The 16,615-nt window shown below is 40.0% G+C and carries 16 protein-coding genes; 7 read left to right on the top strand and 9 right to left on the bottom strand.

Going from position 1 to position 16,615, the window contains the following annotated elements; all coding sequences use genetic code 11:
• Positions 1-2: 2 nt before the first annotated feature.
• On the top strand, positions 3-224 hold the full coding sequence (locus QEP08_RS20770; RefSeq protein ID WP_285060697.1) for a DUF3820 family protein: 222 nt from the start codon (positions 3-5) through the stop codon (positions 222-224).
• 33 nt (positions 225-257) lie between these two features.
• Positions 258-512 (top strand): DUF2007-related protein, encoded by a 255-nt coding sequence (locus tag QEP08_RS20765; protein ID WP_285060695.1) that lies wholly within the window; start codon positions 258-260, stop codon positions 510-512.
• Between the two features lie 21 nt (positions 513-533).
• On the opposite strand, the gene QEP08_RS20760 is transcribed toward QEP08_RS20765, so the two are convergent.
• Positions 534-1,343 carry a phosphatidate cytidylyltransferase gene (locus QEP08_RS20760; protein ID WP_285060694.1) on the bottom strand — a complete coding sequence of 270 codons (810 nt, stop codon included), beginning with the start codon at positions 1,341-1,343 and terminating at the stop codon, positions 534-536.
• Complete coding sequence (locus tag QEP08_RS20755) at positions 1,340-2,257, bottom strand: CPBP family intramembrane glutamic endopeptidase (protein WP_285060693.1); 918 nt, start codon at positions 2,255-2,257, stop codon at positions 1,340-1,342. Before QEP08_RS20755 ends, QEP08_RS20760 begins: the two co-directional genes overlap by 4 nt.
• A 54-nt stretch (positions 2,258-2,311) precedes the next feature.
• Between QEP08_RS20755 and dusB the strand changes: the two genes are divergently transcribed.
• The gene (gene dusB / locus QEP08_RS20750; protein ID WP_285060692.1) at positions 2,312-3,319 is read left to right on the top strand and encodes a tRNA dihydrouridine synthase DusB; all 1,008 of its coding nucleotides are present in this window, start codon (positions 2,312-2,314) and stop codon (positions 3,317-3,319) included.
• A gap of 32 nt (positions 3,320-3,351) precedes the next feature.
• Entirely contained in the window at positions 3,352-3,738 is a 387-nt protein-coding gene (apaG, locus tag QEP08_RS20745) for a Co2+/Mg2+ efflux protein ApaG (protein WP_285060691.1), read from the top strand.
• 9 nt (positions 3,739-3,747) lie between these two features.
• On the opposite strand, the gene QEP08_RS20740 is transcribed toward apaG, so the two are convergent.
• The gene (locus QEP08_RS20740; protein WP_285060690.1) at positions 3,748-4,443 is read right to left on the bottom strand and encodes a zinc metallopeptidase; all 696 of its coding nucleotides are present in this window, start codon (positions 4,441-4,443) and stop codon (positions 3,748-3,750) included.
• Positions 4,444-4,613: 170 nt separating this feature from the next.
• Here QEP08_RS20740 and QEP08_RS20735 point away from each other — a divergent pair, with 170 nt between their 5' ends.
• Positions 4,614-5,855: a DNA recombination protein RmuC gene (locus QEP08_RS20735; protein ID WP_285060689.1), complete on the top strand. Its 1,242-nt coding sequence runs from the start codon at positions 4,614-4,616 to the stop codon at positions 5,853-5,855.
• On the opposite strand, the gene thiL is transcribed toward QEP08_RS20735, so the two are convergent.
• On the bottom strand, positions 5,852-6,895 hold the full coding sequence (thiL, locus tag QEP08_RS20730) for a thiamine-phosphate kinase (RefSeq protein WP_285060688.1): 1,044 nt from the start codon (positions 6,893-6,895) through the stop codon (positions 5,852-5,854). The two genes, QEP08_RS20735 and thiL, sit on opposite strands and share 4 nt — an antisense overlap.
• Before the next feature lie 10 nt (positions 6,896-6,905).
• A complete protein-coding gene (gene nadA / locus QEP08_RS20725; protein WP_285060687.1) occupies positions 6,906-7,898 on the bottom strand; it encodes a quinolinate synthase NadA in 993 nt (330 codons plus the stop codon).
• 498 nt (positions 7,899-8,396) lie between these two features.
• Between nadA and nadB the strand changes: the two genes are divergently transcribed.
• On the top strand, positions 8,397-9,983 hold the full coding sequence (gene nadB, locus QEP08_RS20720) for an L-aspartate oxidase (RefSeq protein ID WP_285060686.1): 1,587 nt from the start codon (positions 8,397-8,399) through the stop codon (positions 9,981-9,983).
• 1 nt (position 9,984) lies between these two features.
• Positions 9,985-10,494: a gamma carbonic anhydrase family protein gene (locus QEP08_RS20715; RefSeq protein WP_285060685.1), complete on the top strand. Its 510-nt coding sequence runs from the start codon at positions 9,985-9,987 to the stop codon at positions 10,492-10,494.
• 2 nt (positions 10,495-10,496) lie between these two features.
• Here the strand turns inward: QEP08_RS20715 and QEP08_RS20710 are convergent, their stop codons facing one another.
• The 4 genes from QEP08_RS20710 to ybeY all read right to left on the bottom strand — a co-directional run bounded on the left by QEP08_RS20710 (position 10,497) and on the right by ybeY (position 16,609).
• Positions 10,497-12,125, bottom strand: coding sequence for an Ig-like domain-containing protein (locus QEP08_RS20710; RefSeq protein WP_285060683.1), 1,629 nt, complete (start codon positions 12,123-12,125; stop codon positions 10,497-10,499).
• Positions 12,126-12,266: 141 nt separating this feature from the next.
• Positions 12,267-14,129 carry a tRNA uridine-5-carboxymethylaminomethyl(34) synthesis enzyme MnmG gene (gene mnmG / locus QEP08_RS20705; RefSeq protein WP_285060682.1) on the bottom strand — a complete coding sequence of 621 codons (1,863 nt, stop codon included), beginning with the start codon at positions 14,127-14,129 and terminating at the stop codon, positions 12,267-12,269.
• A 117-nt stretch (positions 14,130-14,246) separates the two neighbouring features.
• On the bottom strand, positions 14,247-16,103 hold the full coding sequence (locus QEP08_RS20700) for an ABC-F family ATP-binding cassette domain-containing protein (protein WP_285060680.1): 1,857 nt from the start codon (positions 16,101-16,103) through the stop codon (positions 14,247-14,249).
• Positions 16,104-16,183: 80 nt separating this feature from the next.
• On the bottom strand, positions 16,184-16,609 hold the full coding sequence (gene ybeY, locus QEP08_RS20695) for an rRNA maturation RNase YbeY (protein ID WP_285060679.1): 426 nt from the start codon (positions 16,607-16,609) through the stop codon (positions 16,184-16,186).
• Positions 16,610-16,615: the final 6 nt, after the last annotated feature.

Here is a 16,615-nt window from a genome sequence, read left to right as displayed (position 1 = left end):
AAATGAACCCACAGCTACTAAAGGACTTAGTGACCATGCAAATGCCCTTTGGCAAATACAAAGGCCGTTTGATTTGCGATCTGCCCGAATCCTATCTCATTTGGTTTCATCAGGAAGGCTGGCCGCCGGGCAAACTGGGGCAATTGATAGCCACTCTTTACGAAATTAAACTCAACGGGCTGGAATATCTCTTACAGCCGCTGAAAAACAAATCTGCATTTTAATTCATTATATTGCATAAAACTAATTTTCTGTCTATGTCCGAACAAAATAAAATAACACAGACGGAAGTCTTTTCAGGAGAATTCTGGCAAGTTTCATTGATGAAACAACTATTGGAAGAACATGGAATATATGCTGTTATGAGTAATGAATTTATGAGCATCATAGAGCCTGCTGCCCTTGGTTCAGCTTATATAAATCGTGTAAGCTTAATGGTTTCGCAGGAGAATTACGAATTGGCGCTTAGTCTGATAGAAGAATACAACAACAGCAGCCCGCTAGAAGAATAAACAGGTCAGGTTGAAGCCTGGTTAATGGAGAATCAGGTACAGATATGCGTATACAACCGGAGCACCGATCAGCAAGCCGTCAAAACGGTCCAGCAAACCTCCATGACCCGGCAAAAAAGAGCCCGAATCCTTAACGTCCAGGCTTCGTTTCAGCATTGACTCTACCAGATCGCCTAGTGTGCCAAAACATACGATCAATACGGCCATTCCCGCCCAAACCATGAAACCTATCTCAATAAAATAAATAGACGTAAAATAGGCTACCAATACACTGGTTAACATGCCGCCAAAAAAACCCTCCCATGATTTTTTAGGAGAATGACGTTCAAACAGTCTCGTCTTTCCAAATTTGGATCCAAACAGATAAGCGCCCGTATCGCTTGCCCAAAGCATCAGCAGGAATGCAAGCGGTAAATGGAAATTATAAGAATAAGTGTCAAGAATAAAGCCCAATGAATAAAAAAAACAAAAGGGAACGGTTACGTATACGAAACCGATAAAGGTATAAGAAATGTTGGCAAAAGGGATTTTATCCTTCTTGTACAGCTCGCTGATGAATACTGAAAAAATGAGTGGTACGATCAGCAGCATGTATTTGGTCTCAAACTGCAGATAATGATATCCGGCTGTCATCAAAAAAATCAGAACAGCCACTCCAACCGCAATATTTCTATGAGGTCTGATACCCGATGTTTTGATCAGCTTGAAAAATTCCAGCAATGCTGCGATGCTCAGCACCAGGTAAAATGCGGTAAAAGTATAGCCTCCCAAAAAGATGGAACCCAGCATGACAATGGTAAAAAAGAAAGCGGTAATGGCTCTGGTCTTCATGAAAGATTAGTGGTTTGTTTTTTAAAAATTTGGAACACCAGAATGGTCAGGACAAAACTGATCAGGTAGCCGTACCATGCAAACTGTGGGACACTATCCATTTTGGAAATATCCATATTGTGTTTTTGCATATAAAATGCCACGCATACCGCATAGGCATTGTTAATAAAATGGCCGAGCATTGAATACCATAAGCTACCGCTCCAGAGGTAAATATATCCAAATCCGGCCCCCAAAAGCATCCGGGGCAAAAAGCCATAAAATTGAACATGAATAGCACTAAATACTGCTGCGGACAACCAAACGGCCACATGCTGGTTTTTGAAAATTCTTCCCAGAGTACGTTGTACCCCACCCCTGAACATCAGTTCTTCGGAAACAGCAGGAACAAAGGCAATCATAAAAAGATTAATGACCAGTTCTTTCGTCCCTGCCATTTTTAACAAAAGAAGGGTAACCTGCATAGTCTCGTCTTCTTTTCTTCTGATCCAGTGCTCTAAACCTTTCAAAAAATCCGGCAGTATCATTTTTTGGTTGGTCAGCATCACCCACTCCATAAATGGCATAGAGACCAGCATAACAATCAATACCAATCCCAGCATCTTCAGGTCGGGTTTTTTAAACTTATAAAATTTCCCCGGGCGCTTGCCCTCAGTAAGGGGTAATAAAATGGCCGGACAAAGAAAGAGTCCTAACGATGTAGCAATCAACAGAATCTGAAGAGCTGGCAAATACTTCGGTTCAGCTCCCGAAAGCACATAAGGATCGGTAACCGCCTTCATCCCATACATCGCCATAATGATGACCATTGCAATGATTGTAAATACAATAGCGCCCAGCAAGGCATAGCCGGCAAGCATCAACAACTGTAAATAAGGACTTTTTTCTTCCTGCGGCTTTTGTATGAAACTCATTATTTTGATTTATTGTACCTTTGTACTTTGAAATTTTGGTTTGAAGATAAATAAATGTCTGTAAAGATAGGAAATATTGATCTGGGTGAGTTTCCTTTATTACTCGCCCCAATGGAGGATGTGAGTGACCCCCCCTTCCGTTTTGTATGCAAACAAAGCGGAGTGGATATGATGTACACTGAGTTTATATCATCAGAAGGGCTCATCAGGGATGCGGCAAAAAGCCGCGCTAAGCTGGATATATTTGAGTATGAGCGCCCTATAGGTATCCAGATATTCGGAAGTGAAATAGACCACATGCGCGAAGCAACAGAAATAGCGACGCAGGCTGGTCCTGATCTGATGGACATCAATTACGGTTGTCCGGTAAAACAAGTCGCCTGTCGTGGTGCCGGATCAGCATTATTACAGGATATTGACAAAATGGTAGAGATGACCAAAGCGGTCGTGAACGCCACACATCTGCCCGTTACGGTAAAAACCCGGCTGGGCTGGGATGATAACACCAAAAACGTAGAGGAGGTCGCTGAGCGGCTCCAGGACATCGGAATACAAGCGCTTACCATTCATGGCAGAACAAGAGCACAATTGTATAAGGGCGAGGCTGACTGGACCCTGATCAGGGAAATCAAACGCAATCCGAGAATAAAAATACCAATATTCGGCAATGGAGACGTGGACAGCATACAAAAAGCAGCAGACTGGAGACTGGAATATGAAGTAGACGGAATTATGATCGGCAGAGCAGCTATAGGATATCCCTGGATCTTTCGGGAGATCAGACATTTTTTTAAAACCGGGCAAATACTTGCCGGCCCGAGCGTTGAAGAGCGTGTATCCGTGTGCCGTACACATTTTGAAAAATCTATTGCATGGAAAGGCCCTAAAGTTGGTATATTTGAAATGAGACGCCATTATGCAAACTATTTCAAAGGATTACCTGATTTTAAACCTTACAGAATGCTCCTGGTCAAAGAAGATAATATAGAAACTATCCATAGTATTCTGGACGAAGTGGAAGACAAATATCACAACATATCACCCATAGGTGAAATGGCTTGATTTTTGAAAAGTAATTATTAAATAATGTTGCAATGGTTACAGCGATCACACAAGGTGTTAAGATATCAGTAGAAACTACTTATCAGGATGAATATTCTAATCCTGAAAACGAGCATTTTATGTTTGCCTACCGGATTAATATAGAAAATTTGACAGATTATACCATACAGCTAAAACGGCGTCAGTGGTTTATCTTTGACTCAAACGGGAGCCTGAGAGAAGTCGAAGGCGAAGGAGTGGTTGGACAACAACCAATTTTACAACCCGGCGATATGCATTCTTATGTTTCAGGCTGCCAGCTCGCAACAGACATGGGAAGTATGCGTGGAAATTATTTAATGCAGCGCCTAACTGATGATTCTGATTTTGTTGTGGACATTCCCCAATTTGAGTTGATCGTTCCTTACAGGCTAAATTAAGTATTTGTTTTAATTCTTGTTTCTTCCAAATAAAACAGACAGGTAATAGAACAGATTCGTCATCGCGCCAAGCGCGGCTATCACATAAGTTAACGCGGCCCACCAAAGTGCATCCTTAGCCTGTCTATGTTCTTCAGAAGTATAAAGCACTTCCTTATTATTTTTTAACCATATTAATGCCCTTCTGCTTGCGTCAAATTCTACCGGAAGGGTAACTATACTAAAGATTGTGATCAACGTGAGACCTGCAACACCAATAGCCAAAACTATCGGATTAAAAGTAAAGGCGATGAGCGTTACACCGATAATAAGTACCCATTGCAATAAATTAGAAGTTATGCTCACTACCGGAACCATACTGCTCCTCAGATTGAGCCAATGATACGATTTCGACTGCTGAACTGCATGCCCGCATTCATGAGCAGCAACAGCCGCCGCAGCCACGCTTCGGCCGTAATAAACATCCGTACTGAGGTTAACCGTTTTTTCCCGGGGATTGTAATGGTCTGATAACTGCACATCAGTACTCATTACTTTCACATCAAAGATTCCGCTGTCATACAGCATCTTTTCTGCCACTTCTTTTCCAGACAATCCCGAATTTAACTGCATTTCTGCATACTCTGAGAATTTGCTTCTAAATCTCCACTGCACAAATACACTTAGGATCAAGACAGGTATTATCAATATGAAATAAATTCCCATAGTCGTAAATGTATATTTTCAACAACCTTTAAGTATTTGTTGACCGGTATAAACCCATGACTCAAAAAGTGTTCCCTTTTTCTCTGAACAGCAGTAAATTAAAAACTATTTGACAGTGACTATCAGATTCTACTAAAAATTACTAATTTTCCGTTATAAAAATATTAGCAATGGAAGTAGCAGTTATCAGCGTATTGATCATAATTTTAGTAATTTTTATAGGTTTAAAATCCTTAAATATACTAAAAGAAGATAAGTTAAAATTACAGGATGAACTTAACGATCTGCGTATAAGTTATATGAATGAACGTGATAAAGTAATAAAATCAGAAGAAAATCTAATCGCACAACGGGAAAAACAAGCACAACAAGAACTCTACATCGCAGAATTGCAGCAGCGATTTAAAGCTGAATTTGAAAATATTGCTAATAAACTGCTTGAAGAAAAATCAGCTAAATTCACCGAACACAATAGAGCTCATCTGGATATTATTTTAAATCCGCTGAAAGAAAACATAAAGGCTTTTGAAGAGAAGGTTGAGAGGGTCTATAAATCTGAATCAGATGAAAGAAATGTACTGAAAGGTGTAATTTCTGAACTCATGTCCCAAAGCAAACAAATACAGGAAGATGCCAATAACCTGACCAAAGCCCTGAAGGGAGACAGTAAGAAACAAGGAAATTGGGGCGAGGTCATATTGGAGCGCATTCTGGAAAGATCAGGACTGGTAAGAGACCGGGAATACAGAATACAGGCAAGTTTAATAAATACTGATGGAAGCAGATTCCAGCCTGATGTGATCATAGACCTTCCTGATGACAAACACATCATTGTAGATGCTAAGGTTTCCCTGGTGGCCTATGAACGCCTGGTAAGTGCAGAGCATGACGAAGAGCGTGAAATACACCTGAAACATCATATTCTTTCTATTAAAACACATATACAAAGCCTATCGGTGAAAAATTACCATGATCTTTATCAGATCAATTCACCAGATTTTGTGATGCTTTTTATTCCCATTGAATCTTCTTTTGGTATTGCCGTGCAGCAGGATGCCGAACTATTTAATTTTGCCTGGGACAGGAAGGTCGTGATCGTAAGCCCTTCTACATTGCTTGCCACATTACGAACCATCTCGAGCATTTGGAAGCAGGAAAGACAGAACAGGAATGTATTGGAAATAGCAAGACTGAGCGGAAGTATGTACGATAAATTTGTCGGCTTTTTGACTGATATGGAGAGCATTGGAAAGTACATGAAACAAAGCCAGGATGCCTATGACAAGGCTTTAAATAAACTTTCCACCGGTTCCGGAAACTTATCAAACACCTCAGAACGCATTAGAAAATTAGGTGCCAAAGCAACGAAGCAAATTGACACCAAATTTTTAGATTCAGATGTTGAATACTAGCTCTTATTAAATGCGTTCCAGCCCTGAGCTTTCAATTCATGTACCACATTGGATTTGGATACCATATTACAACCCGAATTCTTTTCCGTAATATGCCCGATCACACTGATATCCACATCATTTTTAAGCTTGGTATAATCAGATTGTTTGATGGTGAATAACAACTCATAATCTTCTCCGCCGCTCAATGCACACACCGTAGGATCCAGACCAAGTTCACGTGCAGTTTCATACGTTAACGGATCAATCGGTATCTTTTCTTCATACAAAGTACATCCTTTTTCAGACTGCTGACAAATGTGTAATATTTCCGAAGCCAGCCCATCTGATACATCAATCATAGAAGTTGGTACGATTTCCATCTGAGCCAGAAGATCTACAATATCCCGTCTGCCTTCCGGCTTCAGCTGTCTTTCAATGATGTAGTCTTTTCCTTCCAGATCAGGCTGGATATTAGGATTTTCCATGTATATCAACTTCTCTCTTTCTAATATCTGAAGCCCTACATATGCTCCGCCAAGATCTCCGGATACACAGATCAGGTCCCCGTCCCCGGCACCGTTTCTATAGGTAACATCTTTTTTCTCCGCATATCCGATACTCGTTACACTGATTATTAAGCCTTGCTTGCTGGTTGAGGTATCCCCACCTATCAGGTCAATATTAAATTTATTGCAGGCCAGCGCGATTCCTTTGTAAATCTCCTCTACCGCTTCTAAGGGAAATTTACTCGATAAGCCAATAGAAACCGTGATTTGACTCGCTATACCATTCATTGCGTAAATATCGCTTAGATTGACCTGCACAGCCTTATAACCCAAATGCATGAGCGGTACATAAGCAAGGTCAAAATGTATCCCCTCCAACAAGAGATCTGTCGATATCAATATCTGCTTACCAGTAAAATCCAGTACAGCTGCATCATCTCCGACCCCCTTGATGCTACTCTCATGTCTTATCTTAAAATTTTCAGTCAGGTGTCTGATCAATCCAAACTCTCCCAGTTCAGCAATATCTGTACGCTCTTTATTTTCAAACATATTTATTTTTTTATAATCCCAGGCTGGCTGAAATCTGAAGCATTCTTTCTATAGGTTTTCGTGCTTTTAGGATGATATCGGCAGGTACAGTGACTTCCGGCAATTCATTTTTCATGCATAAATAGAGTTTTTCCAGGGTATTTCTTTTCATATACGGACAATCATTACAAGCACAACTGTTATTTGGCGGAGCAGGTATGAATGTTTTACCCGGATTTTCTTTTTCCATTTGATGAATAATTCCACTTTCAGTCGCCACAATGAATTCATTTGCATCACTATTCATCGTATACTTCAGTAAGCCCGTAGTGGATCCTATATAGTCCGCCATTTTCAACACGGCTTCCTCGCATTCCGGATGCGCGATGAATTTGGCATCAGGATGACGTTCTTTCAATTTGGTTATTTTTTCCCTGGAGAAAATTTCATGCACCATACATGCACCGTTCCATAAAACCAGGTCCCTTCCAGTTTTCTTTGCAACCCACGCACCGAGGTTTTTGTCAGGTCCAAAAATAATCTTGGTATCCTTAGGCAGACTTTCCACAATCTGTACCGCATTTGTCGAAGTACAAACAATATCACTTAACGCTTTTAATTCAGCCGTACAATTGACATAAGTGATCACTACATGATCCGGATATTTTTCTTTAAACTTCCTGAAAAGGTGGGGAGGGCAGCTATCTGCAAGTGAACATCCCGCTTTAAAATCCGGCAATAATACTTTTTTATCAGGCGAGAGTATCTTAGCTGTTTCCGCCATAAAATGCACACCGGCAAACACGATTACATCTGCTTCGGTCTTTGCTGCCTCTTGCGACAGACCCAAACTATCACCTATATAATCTGCTATATCCTGAATATCAGGCTCCTGATAGTAGTGGGCCAATATTATCGCATTTTTTTCCTTTTTTAATTTTTCTATTTCGGCAAAAAGATCTAGTGTCGGATCAATCTTTTCGTCTACAAAACCTTTTTTATTCAATTCGGTTAAGGTGTCCATCTTCAGTTTTTGTTATGAGTTTGAATCTTGCATAAAGGTACGCTGTTTCCACACTTCAATAAATAATAATTAATTTATATAAATAGATTTCTATTGTTTATTAGTGTGTTGGTATTGTGTACAAATTTCCTGTTTTAATACGATTATCTGAGTTATTAATAATTTACTAACATTAAGATTACATTTTAATATTAAATATTGACTGATTTACAGCAAGATATTAATAGACTCAAAAACTTATCAATGTAAATATGTGTATTATTAGGTGGAGGGTAAAAAGTTAATAAACTATGAAAATCAGCTTAAAAATAACTTAAAATATTGTGTCAAATAGCCTTTTTACCTTAGCTTTAAACATTCAAAAATATTTGTTCTAATTGTTTAGACATAAAATTAACAATTCTGCGATGGTTGTTAACAAGTGTATGAATTTAGGCATTTTAATTATCACATCTATTGAATATTGTTTGTAATTAATTGAATATCAATATAAAATTAATGAGAAAAGTTGATTTTTTAGTTATTGGATCTGGAATAGCCGGACTGAGCTTTGCCTTAAAGGCCGCTAAGTATGGTAAGGTTTTAATTGTTACCAAGTCCAATGAGGATGAATCTAATACCAAATACGCACAGGGTGGGGTTGCCGTGGTTGTAGACAAGGATGACTCTTTTGAAAAACATATTTCTGATACATTAGTGGCTGGAGATGGTTTGTGTGACGAGGAAATTGTGGAGATAGTCGTGAAGGAGGGTCCGCAGCGCATCCAGGAGATTATAGATTACGGTATAAACTTTGATAAAAATCAAACGGGTGTGTATGATCTGGCCAAGGAAGGAGGCCATTCAGAACACCGGGTTTTACACTATAAGGATGTCACCGGATATGAAATAGAAAGTGTATTGCTAAAACAAATTCATCAGAATGAAAATATAGAGATATTAACACATTACTTCTGTCTGGAACTGATCACACAACACCATCTTGGTATACATGTGGATAAGAGTACCGAAGATATCAACTGTTACGGTATATATGCCTTTAACACAGAGCTTAATGATGTGGAAAAGATATTAGCAAATGTGACTATCATGGCCTCAGGCGGTGCAGGACATATTTATTCGAGTACCACCAATCCCGTTATTGCTACAGGTGATGGAATGGCAATGGTCTACCGCGCTAAAGGCAAAGTAAGAAATATGGAATTTATTCAGTTTCATCCGACCGCATTATACCATCCGGGCGAATATCCTGCTTTTTTGATTTCTGAAGCAGTTCGTGGATTTGGCGGTGTTCTGAGAAGAAAGACCGGGGAGGAGTTCATGTTTGAATATGACAGCAGGGGATCCCTGGCTTCCAGGGACATTGTTGCAAGGGCAATAGATGCGGAAATGAAGAAGTCAGGGGAGGACTTCGTTTATTTGGATATAAGGAACAGGAGTAAAGCAGATATTCTGGCTCACTTTCCTAATATATATGCGAAATGTCTTTCCATAGGAATAGATATGACAAAGGATTTAATTCCGGTAACTCCGGCGGCACATTACATGTGTGGCGGGATATTGGTGGACGAATATGGAAGATCATCCATTAAGAATTTGTACGCTTGCGGCGAGTGCTCATCAACCGGGCTTCATGGAGCAAACAGATTGGCTTCTAACTCATTATTAGAAGCTCCTGTATTTGCACACAGGATCTTTGAGGATGCAGTGGCAAATTATAAAAAAAATGTAATCCCAGCCAATATACCAGACTGGAATGATCATGGAGTGACCCAGTCTAATGAAGATATTTTAGTAACCCATAACCTTAGAGAGACACAAAAGTTAATGAGCGATTATGTGGGAATTGTCCGTTCTGATTTTAGACTGGAAAGGGCGATGCGGAGGTTATATCTTCTGCATCAGGAGACTGAAGAGTTTTACAAGGCAAATAAAGTTTCTGTAAAATTGTGTGAATTGCGGAATGTGATACAGGTTGCATTTATTGTTATAAAGTCGGCCATGGCAAGAAGAGAAAGCCGTGGGCTGCATTATACTACAGACTATCCACAGCATTCAGAAGAATTAACAGATACAATTTTTTAGTATGGCAGTCATATTACCAGTGAAAGATATACACCCAAAGTGGGGTGAAAATTGCTTTATAGCGCCCAACGCGACGATAGTAGGAGAGGTGCGGATCGGCAATAATTGCTCGGTATGGTTTAATGCGGTACTCAGAGGAGATGTCAATAGTATTTCGATTGGAGATGACACGAATATTCAGGATGGAGCTGTCGTTCATGCAACGTATCTTAAAGCCGCTACAACAATAGGTAACAGGGTTTCTGTAGGGCACAATGCTATAGTTCATGGCTGTACTTTGAAGGACCATATCCTGGTTGGTATGGGGGCTATTATTATGGACAATGCAATAGTAGAAGAATATACAATTATTGCCGCTGGAAGTGTTGTATTGGAAAATACGCATTGTGAGAGCGGGTTTATCTACGCCGGAACTCCCGCAAAGAAAATAAAGCCCATTACCGAAGAACAGAGGGCCTTGTTAAATAAACTGCCAGACAATTATATCATGTATGCGGACTGGTTCAGGTAACGTTATTCTTTAGGAATGGTTATCGTTTCATTTCGTTCCCACAGAGGGCGGATGGAAAGCTCTTTGGGCTCATCCCATATTTTTTCCGGCTGCAATTTTTGAGAAACATTCCCGGTATCCCAAACACCATTTTTATTGGTGTCATAAGTAATCCTGATAAAATACTTCCCGGCTTTGTAATTGCTAAAATTTACCGCTGTATCCTGTTTGATTAGTAGGGTATTGATTACGTTTTTGTTTTCATTCACTACCTGAAGGATATAACTTTTGTCTTTTTCCGGGGTAACGACCTTTACTTTCAAAGTTCCGTAATTGTCTTTTCCGGCTACTGTAAAGGTACTTGGATACTCTTTATTTTTAGTATTGAAAATAGCTGTAAATGCACCTGGACCTAATTTAAGATCATAGCTTTTCTTAGGTTTCCAGGGATATCTTAAGGTATAGGAAAGAAAGTCCAGACTATCTTTTACCAGGGTAAAATTTTCCATTTCTACCGAGTCCTCCAAAAGCGTAATCTTTCCGGGATCGGCACTTTCTATAGGCAAATTGAAAGTATATTTTAATGGTTTATTTGGGTTTAAGGTATTTCCTTCCAGATTTGTATTTACAATGAGACTTCTCAGATAGGTTTCTTTTTTCCCGCGGGTAAGCGTAGTTGTCTGAAGCAACTTCCCTTCATCCCTGATACTTATTTTTGTCGAATCAAAACTAAGATCTGTAAGCCAGACTTTAAGAGAGTCATTAGTTGGGCTAAACCGGAATTTTTTTGAAGCATCAAGGGCGCTGGGTTCCAAAACTATGACTTCAGGACTCTTTAGTTTTTGATTAAATACAAATGAAATCACCCCATCAGCACCTAATTTTTTATCCATAATTCTAAACTGAGCTGCACGTTCCTTAAACACCTTCATATTCATGCTGTCCAGGTTTCCGGTTAGCAGCACAGAATCTTTTATAAAACCTATTTCATCCGTACTCTGCTGATAAATTTTATCACCATTTTTCTCTTTGATGGCGTAAATTCTATAAGTATCTTTTCGGAGATTGTTCAAACTATAGTTGCCGCTGCTGTCTGTTGTGGTGTAAATAGAAGGCCTGCCTTTTCCCAGGAGGGTGTCTTTGTTAATGGGGAGAATGAAGGCTACAGCATCCAGTTCTGGTTGCCCTGTCAGAGCATTTGTCACACGGCCTTTGATACTTAACGAATCCAGTTGGGGTCCGGTGGCAAAAACATACGTAAGATTTTTTACAATGTTTCCCTCATTTACATCAACAATTGCTTTGCCGAAATTTAAAGTGTAAGTTGTATTTGTTTCTAAGGAATCCGGAAAAGTAATTTCAAGTTTTTTTCCTTTCTTTTTCAATACCGGAGGCTTTTTCATTTCGGGCGAAACCGAAAATTCCTTAAATTCATTTTCTATCTTAAAATACTCATCAAATTCAAAGGTTACTTTCTCGGCCTTAAAATTTACAGTTTTGTCAGCCGGAAATAATTTAAGGATTTTTGGCGGAGTTGTATCTCTCGGTCCACCTTCTGGTTGCTGAATACTCGCACAGCCATAAAGGACCGTCACCAGGTAAATAACAGCTGCAAAATCTTTAAAAATTAAGGAGGTCTTGTTTTTAGCCATTTATATGCGTTGTATTTAATTTATAACGTCTTTTAACGAATTATATTAAAATTTTTCAAAGCCTCTTTATATCGCATTTAATAAAGCCGGCTTGTTTTTGATAATTTAATGTTTAACACACTTTAAATCAACAACTTAACATTATTTGCTGATATGAACCATAAGAACGGAAATATCTGAAGGAGAAACACCTGAAATTCTTGACGCCTGACCCAAAGTCCGTGGTTTTATCTTTAACAATTTCTCACGGGCTTCTTTGGATAAAGATACAAGCTGAGAATAATCAAAATTCGGATTGATATCTTTATCTTCCATCTTTTGCATTTTATTTACAATTTCCTGTTCCTTCTCAAAGTAGCTTTCATATTTAATCTTAATTTCTGCCTGTTCAATCGTTTCCTTATCAAATTGATTTAACAGGTCATTAAAAGCAGGACTCACATTTCTTACATCATTTATACCAACTTGAGGCCGGCTCAGTAAGCTGACTAATTTGACATTCTGATTTAATGCACTCGTTCCCAATTCTTCCAGCATGGCATTTGCGTTGCCCATTTCAATTCCTTGTTTCTTTGAAAAGGCTACAATCAGATCAGAGTTTTCTATTTTTTTATTTACGATAGCTAAGCGTTCGTCATTGATCAGACCCAATGAATGTCCAATGGGGGAGAGTCTGATGTCAGCATTATCCTGCCTCAATAAAAGCCGGTGTTCAGCCCTGGAGGTAAACATGCGATAAGGCTCTTCAGTCCCTTTGGTAACCAAGTCGTCTATTAAAACACCTATATAAGACTCCGCCCGTTTCATAATTAGTTCATGTTTGCCGGAGACCTTCTGGTGTGCGTTAATTCCGGCTATAAAGCCCTGACTAGCAGCCTCTTCATAGCCAGTTGTTCCATTTATTTGTCCCGCAAAGAACAGATTATCAATTAATTTGGTTTCTAATGTCAGCGAAAGTTGTGTAGGCGGAAAATAATCATACTCTATCGCATAACCCGGTCTGAACATCCTGGCATTTTCAAATCCAGGGATTTGAGTCAGCGCCTTAAATTGTACATCTTCAGGAAGAGAGGTGGAAAAACCATTGACGTATATTTCACAAGTATTCCAACCTTCCGGCTCTACAAAAATCTGGTGTCTTTCGCGCTCTGCAAATCTATTGATCTTATCTTCAATGGAAGGACAGTACCGGGGCCCAAGGCCTTTAATTCTGCCTGTAAACATAGGAGATTTTTCAAAGCCCTCTTTTAATGTTTCGTGAACATTTAGATTGGTATATGTGATCCAGCAACAGCGCTGCTCTTTTGGACGCTCGACTTGTGTATATGAAAATCTGCCTGGGTTTTCGTCTCCCCATTGTTCCTCCATTAAGCTGTAATTTAACGAGCGCCCATCTACCCTCGGGGGAGTTCCCGTTTTCATTCTGCCTGCTTCGAAACCGATCTCAGTAAGTTGTTCCGTAATTCCTGTCGCTGCTTTTTCTCCGGTTCTGCCTCCTCCAAATTTTTTCTCCCCAACATGGATAATGCCGTTTAGAAATGTTCCATTGGTCAGCACAACAGATTTGGCTTTAATTTCAACACCCAAAGCAGTTTTGACACCTACGACCGTGTTGTTTTTGATGAGCAGACTGCCCACCATTTCCTGCCAGAAATCAACATTTGGAGTTCTCTCAAGGGCAAGCCTCCATTCTTCCGCAAATCTTTTTCTATCATTTTGGCTTCTTGGACTCCACATTGCAGGGCCTTTCGATAGATTTAGCATGCGGAACTGCAACGTTGTTTTGTCACTTATTATGCCGGAATATCCGCCCATTGCGTCTATCTCACGGACGATCTGCCCTTTGGCGACGCCGCCCATTGCAGGGTTGCAGCTCATTTGGGCAATGGTTTCCATATTCATGGTTATGAGTAATACAGAAGAGCCAAGATTAGCAGCGGCTGCTGCTGCTTCACATCCGGCATGTCCCGCACCAACTACAATAACATCATATTCTTTAAACATTGTATGATAAGTTTCAGATGTTTCACGTGGAACACAAATATTCAGGGATTTGTTTCACGTGGAACATCGGGTTAAAATTAATATTTACTATGGGAATACTCATTCTGTTTTTCCCGATTATTTTTCAGAGAGCTCCAGCCACCTGCCGGTTGCCTGATCCAGCCCTTCTTTTAATGCCTCAATTTCTTTAGTTACATTTTGAATCTCAAGATAGTTTGAACTGTCGATGTCTAATAGTGATAATGTAAGGATCTTTATCTTTTCCTCCGTCTCAGGGATTAGCACTTCCAGTTCTTCCAATTCCTTTTGCTCTTTATAGGTTATTTTTTTTTGGATTACTTCGGGCTGAACCAGAGATTCCTTTTTTCTTGTGTCAGGTTTTTCTTTTGCGGCGTCAAGACTAATCCGGTATTCAGAGTAATTTCCATTGTAAATAGTAACCTCACCAGTGCCTTCCATGATAAACAATTGTTCACTCATCTTGTCCAGCAGGTACCGGTCGTGCGAGACGAGTATCAGTACTCCCGGAAAATTTTCCAGGAATTCTTCAAGCACATTTAGGGTATCAATATCCAGGTCATTGGTTGGCTCGTCTAAAATCAGGAAGTTTGGATTTTGCATCAATACCTTCATCAGATGTAGCCGCTTCTTTTCTCCTCCGCTCAATTTTTCGACCATACCGTGTTGTTTCTTTGGAGGAAACAAAAACAATGTCAACAACTGAGAAGCAGAAATGGTTGAGCCGTCTGCCATTTTTATATATTCAGCATCTGATTTTACGATATCGATGACCCGTTCTTTTTCATTGAAAGCAAGGCCACCTTGTTTATAATAACCATACACTGTAGTTTCCCCGGTGCTTACTGTTCCCTTATCAGGATGAAGTGCGCCGGTAATGATATTTAATAAGGTGGATTTTCCTGTGCCGTTTTTTCCTGCCAGCCCAATTCTATCCGCTTTTTTAAATGTGTAGCTAAAATCGTTAATGATCTTCTTTTCGTCAAAGCTTTGTCCGATGTTGTGCAGCTCAAGGATCTTATTTCCCTGTCTTGACATCTTAACATTTAAAGTAATTGTTTGATTGTCAGAACGTTGCTTGGTTTTGCTCTCCAGATCATAGAAAGCATCTATCCTTGCCTGAGATTTGGTTGCCCTTGCCTGAGGCATTCTTCTCATCCACTCCAGCTCCTTCTTCAGAAGATTCTTGTTCTTCTGGAAACTGCTCTCATCAGAGGCTTCTCTTTCAGATTTTTTTTCGAGGAAATAGGCATAAGTGCCATTGTAAGTATAAATCTTTCCCCGGTCAAGCTCGACTATCGTATTGCAAACATTGTCCAGAAAGTACCTGTCGTGGGTAACCAGCAGAATGGTTTTATTTCCTGAAGTGAGCAGTTTTTCCAGCCACTCAATGGTGTCAATGTCCAGGTGGTTGGTTGGCTCATCGAGCACATAGATTTCCGGGTCTTCAATAAGGAGCTTGGCCAGCGCGAGTCTTTTTTTCTGTCCGCCCGATAACGTAGAGATCTGCTGCTGCAAATGGTTAATACCCATTCTGCTCAGGATCGTTTTGATCTCATGTTCATACTCCCAGGCATTGTGCTCACTAAGTTCCTCGTATAGCCTGTTTAGAGTTTTTTCATCAGGATTGGGATCTTCGATCAGCTCTTCATATTCTTTGATCAGCTGCTGTTGTTTGTTTTCCAGGGAAAAGATAAAGTCACTAATGGAATATCCTTCCGGGAAGGTAGGGTCCTGATCCAGGAAACCAATCTTTACTGCTTTATTTTTTACGATCTTTCCTTCAAGAGGAGAGAACCGCTCGGCCAATAATTTTAACAAAGTGCTTTTCCCCGCGCCATTGATTCCAACCAGCGCAACGCGCTGACCAGTCTGGATGCCCAGGGTAAGATTTTTAAATAGCCATTCATCATGATAAGCATGGCCTAAGTTTTCGGCTGCAATTAATGTGCTCAAAGTCTGTGTTTAACGATATTATAGATAAGAAATTACTGCAAAAGTAAGCAATAATTATGAGCTGCAAGAGTTTAGCGATGTCAGCGCAGCGAAAGGTAGTGGTCTTCCTTTGCCGTCATTTGGGTTTTGGCTGATTTAGTCTTGTCTTTATAACCGAGCAGGTGTAATGTTCCATGGACCATTACACGGCACAATTCAGTCACCGCAGGCACCTTAATTTCCGCGGCGTTTTCCCTGACACGGTCAATACTGATAAAAATGTCCCCATTAATCGTTTTAAGGCGCTCAGAGTTGTCAAAAGTGATCACGTCGGTATAAGTGTCATGATCAAGAAATTGTTGGTTCATACGCCACAAATATTCGTCTGAACAAAAAATGAAATTCAGCTCTTCCAGAAGATAACCCTCTGCGGTGATTGCTGAATTGATCCAGGTCCGTATAGCCGTCTTGTTTTTCAGGGCATAAGTAACATCCTCATTAAAAAAGTTTATCGCAGGCTTGGACATGGGTAT

The sequence above is a fragment of the Pedobacter ginsengisoli genome, from assembly GCF_030244015.1.
GTDB classification, from domain to species: domain Bacteria; phylum Bacteroidota; class Bacteroidia; order Sphingobacteriales; family Sphingobacteriaceae; genus Pedobacter; species Pedobacter ginsengisoli.
This window is presented reverse-complemented; position numbering and strand designations above follow the sequence as displayed.

What these genes read in the sequence shown, in the direction of transcription:
- QEP08_RS20770 (WP_285060697.1), top strand. Translation starts at nt 3, where the DNA reads ATGAACCCACAGCTACTAAAGGACTTAGTGACCATGCAAATGCCCTTT.
- QEP08_RS20765 (WP_285060695.1), top strand. Translation starts at nt 258, where the DNA reads ATGTCCGAACAAAATAAAATAACACAGACGGAAGTCTTTTCAGGAGAA.
- QEP08_RS20760 (WP_285060694.1), bottom strand. Translation starts at nt 1,343, where the DNA reads ATGAAGACCAGAGCCATTACCGCTTTCTTTTTTACCATTGTCATGCTG.
- QEP08_RS20755 (WP_285060693.1), bottom strand. Translation starts at nt 2,257, where the DNA reads ATGAGTTTCATACAAAAGCCGCAGGAAGAAAAAAGTCCTTATTTACAG.
- dusB (WP_285060692.1), top strand. Translation starts at nt 2,312, where the DNA reads ATGTCTGTAAAGATAGGAAATATTGATCTGGGTGAGTTTCCTTTATTA.
- apaG (WP_285060691.1), top strand. Translation starts at nt 3,352, where the DNA reads ATGGTTACAGCGATCACACAAGGTGTTAAGATATCAGTAGAAACTACT.
- QEP08_RS20740 (WP_285060690.1), bottom strand. Translation starts at nt 4,443, where the DNA reads ATGGGAATTTATTTCATATTGATAATACCTGTCTTGATCCTAAGTGTA.
- QEP08_RS20735 (WP_285060689.1), top strand. Translation starts at nt 4,614, where the DNA reads ATGGAAGTAGCAGTTATCAGCGTATTGATCATAATTTTAGTAATTTTT.
- thiL (WP_285060688.1), bottom strand. Translation starts at nt 6,895, where the DNA reads ATGTTTGAAAATAAAGAGCGTACAGATATTGCTGAACTGGGAGAGTTT.
- nadA (WP_285060687.1), bottom strand. Translation starts at nt 7,898, where the DNA reads ATGGACACCTTAACCGAATTGAATAAAAAAGGTTTTGTAGACGAAAAG.
- nadB (WP_285060686.1), top strand. Translation starts at nt 8,397, where the DNA reads ATGAGAAAAGTTGATTTTTTAGTTATTGGATCTGGAATAGCCGGACTG.
- QEP08_RS20715 (WP_285060685.1), top strand. Translation starts at nt 9,985, where the DNA reads ATGGCAGTCATATTACCAGTGAAAGATATACACCCAAAGTGGGGTGAA.
- QEP08_RS20710 (WP_285060683.1), bottom strand. Translation starts at nt 12,125, where the DNA reads ATGGCTAAAAACAAGACCTCCTTAATTTTTAAAGATTTTGCAGCTGTT.
- mnmG (WP_285060682.1), bottom strand. Translation starts at nt 14,129, where the DNA reads ATGTTTAAAGAATATGATGTTATTGTAGTTGGTGCGGGACATGCCGGA.
- ybeY (WP_285060679.1), bottom strand. Translation starts at nt 16,609, where the DNA reads ATGTCCAAGCCTGCGATAAACTTTTTTAATGAGGATGTTACTTATGCC.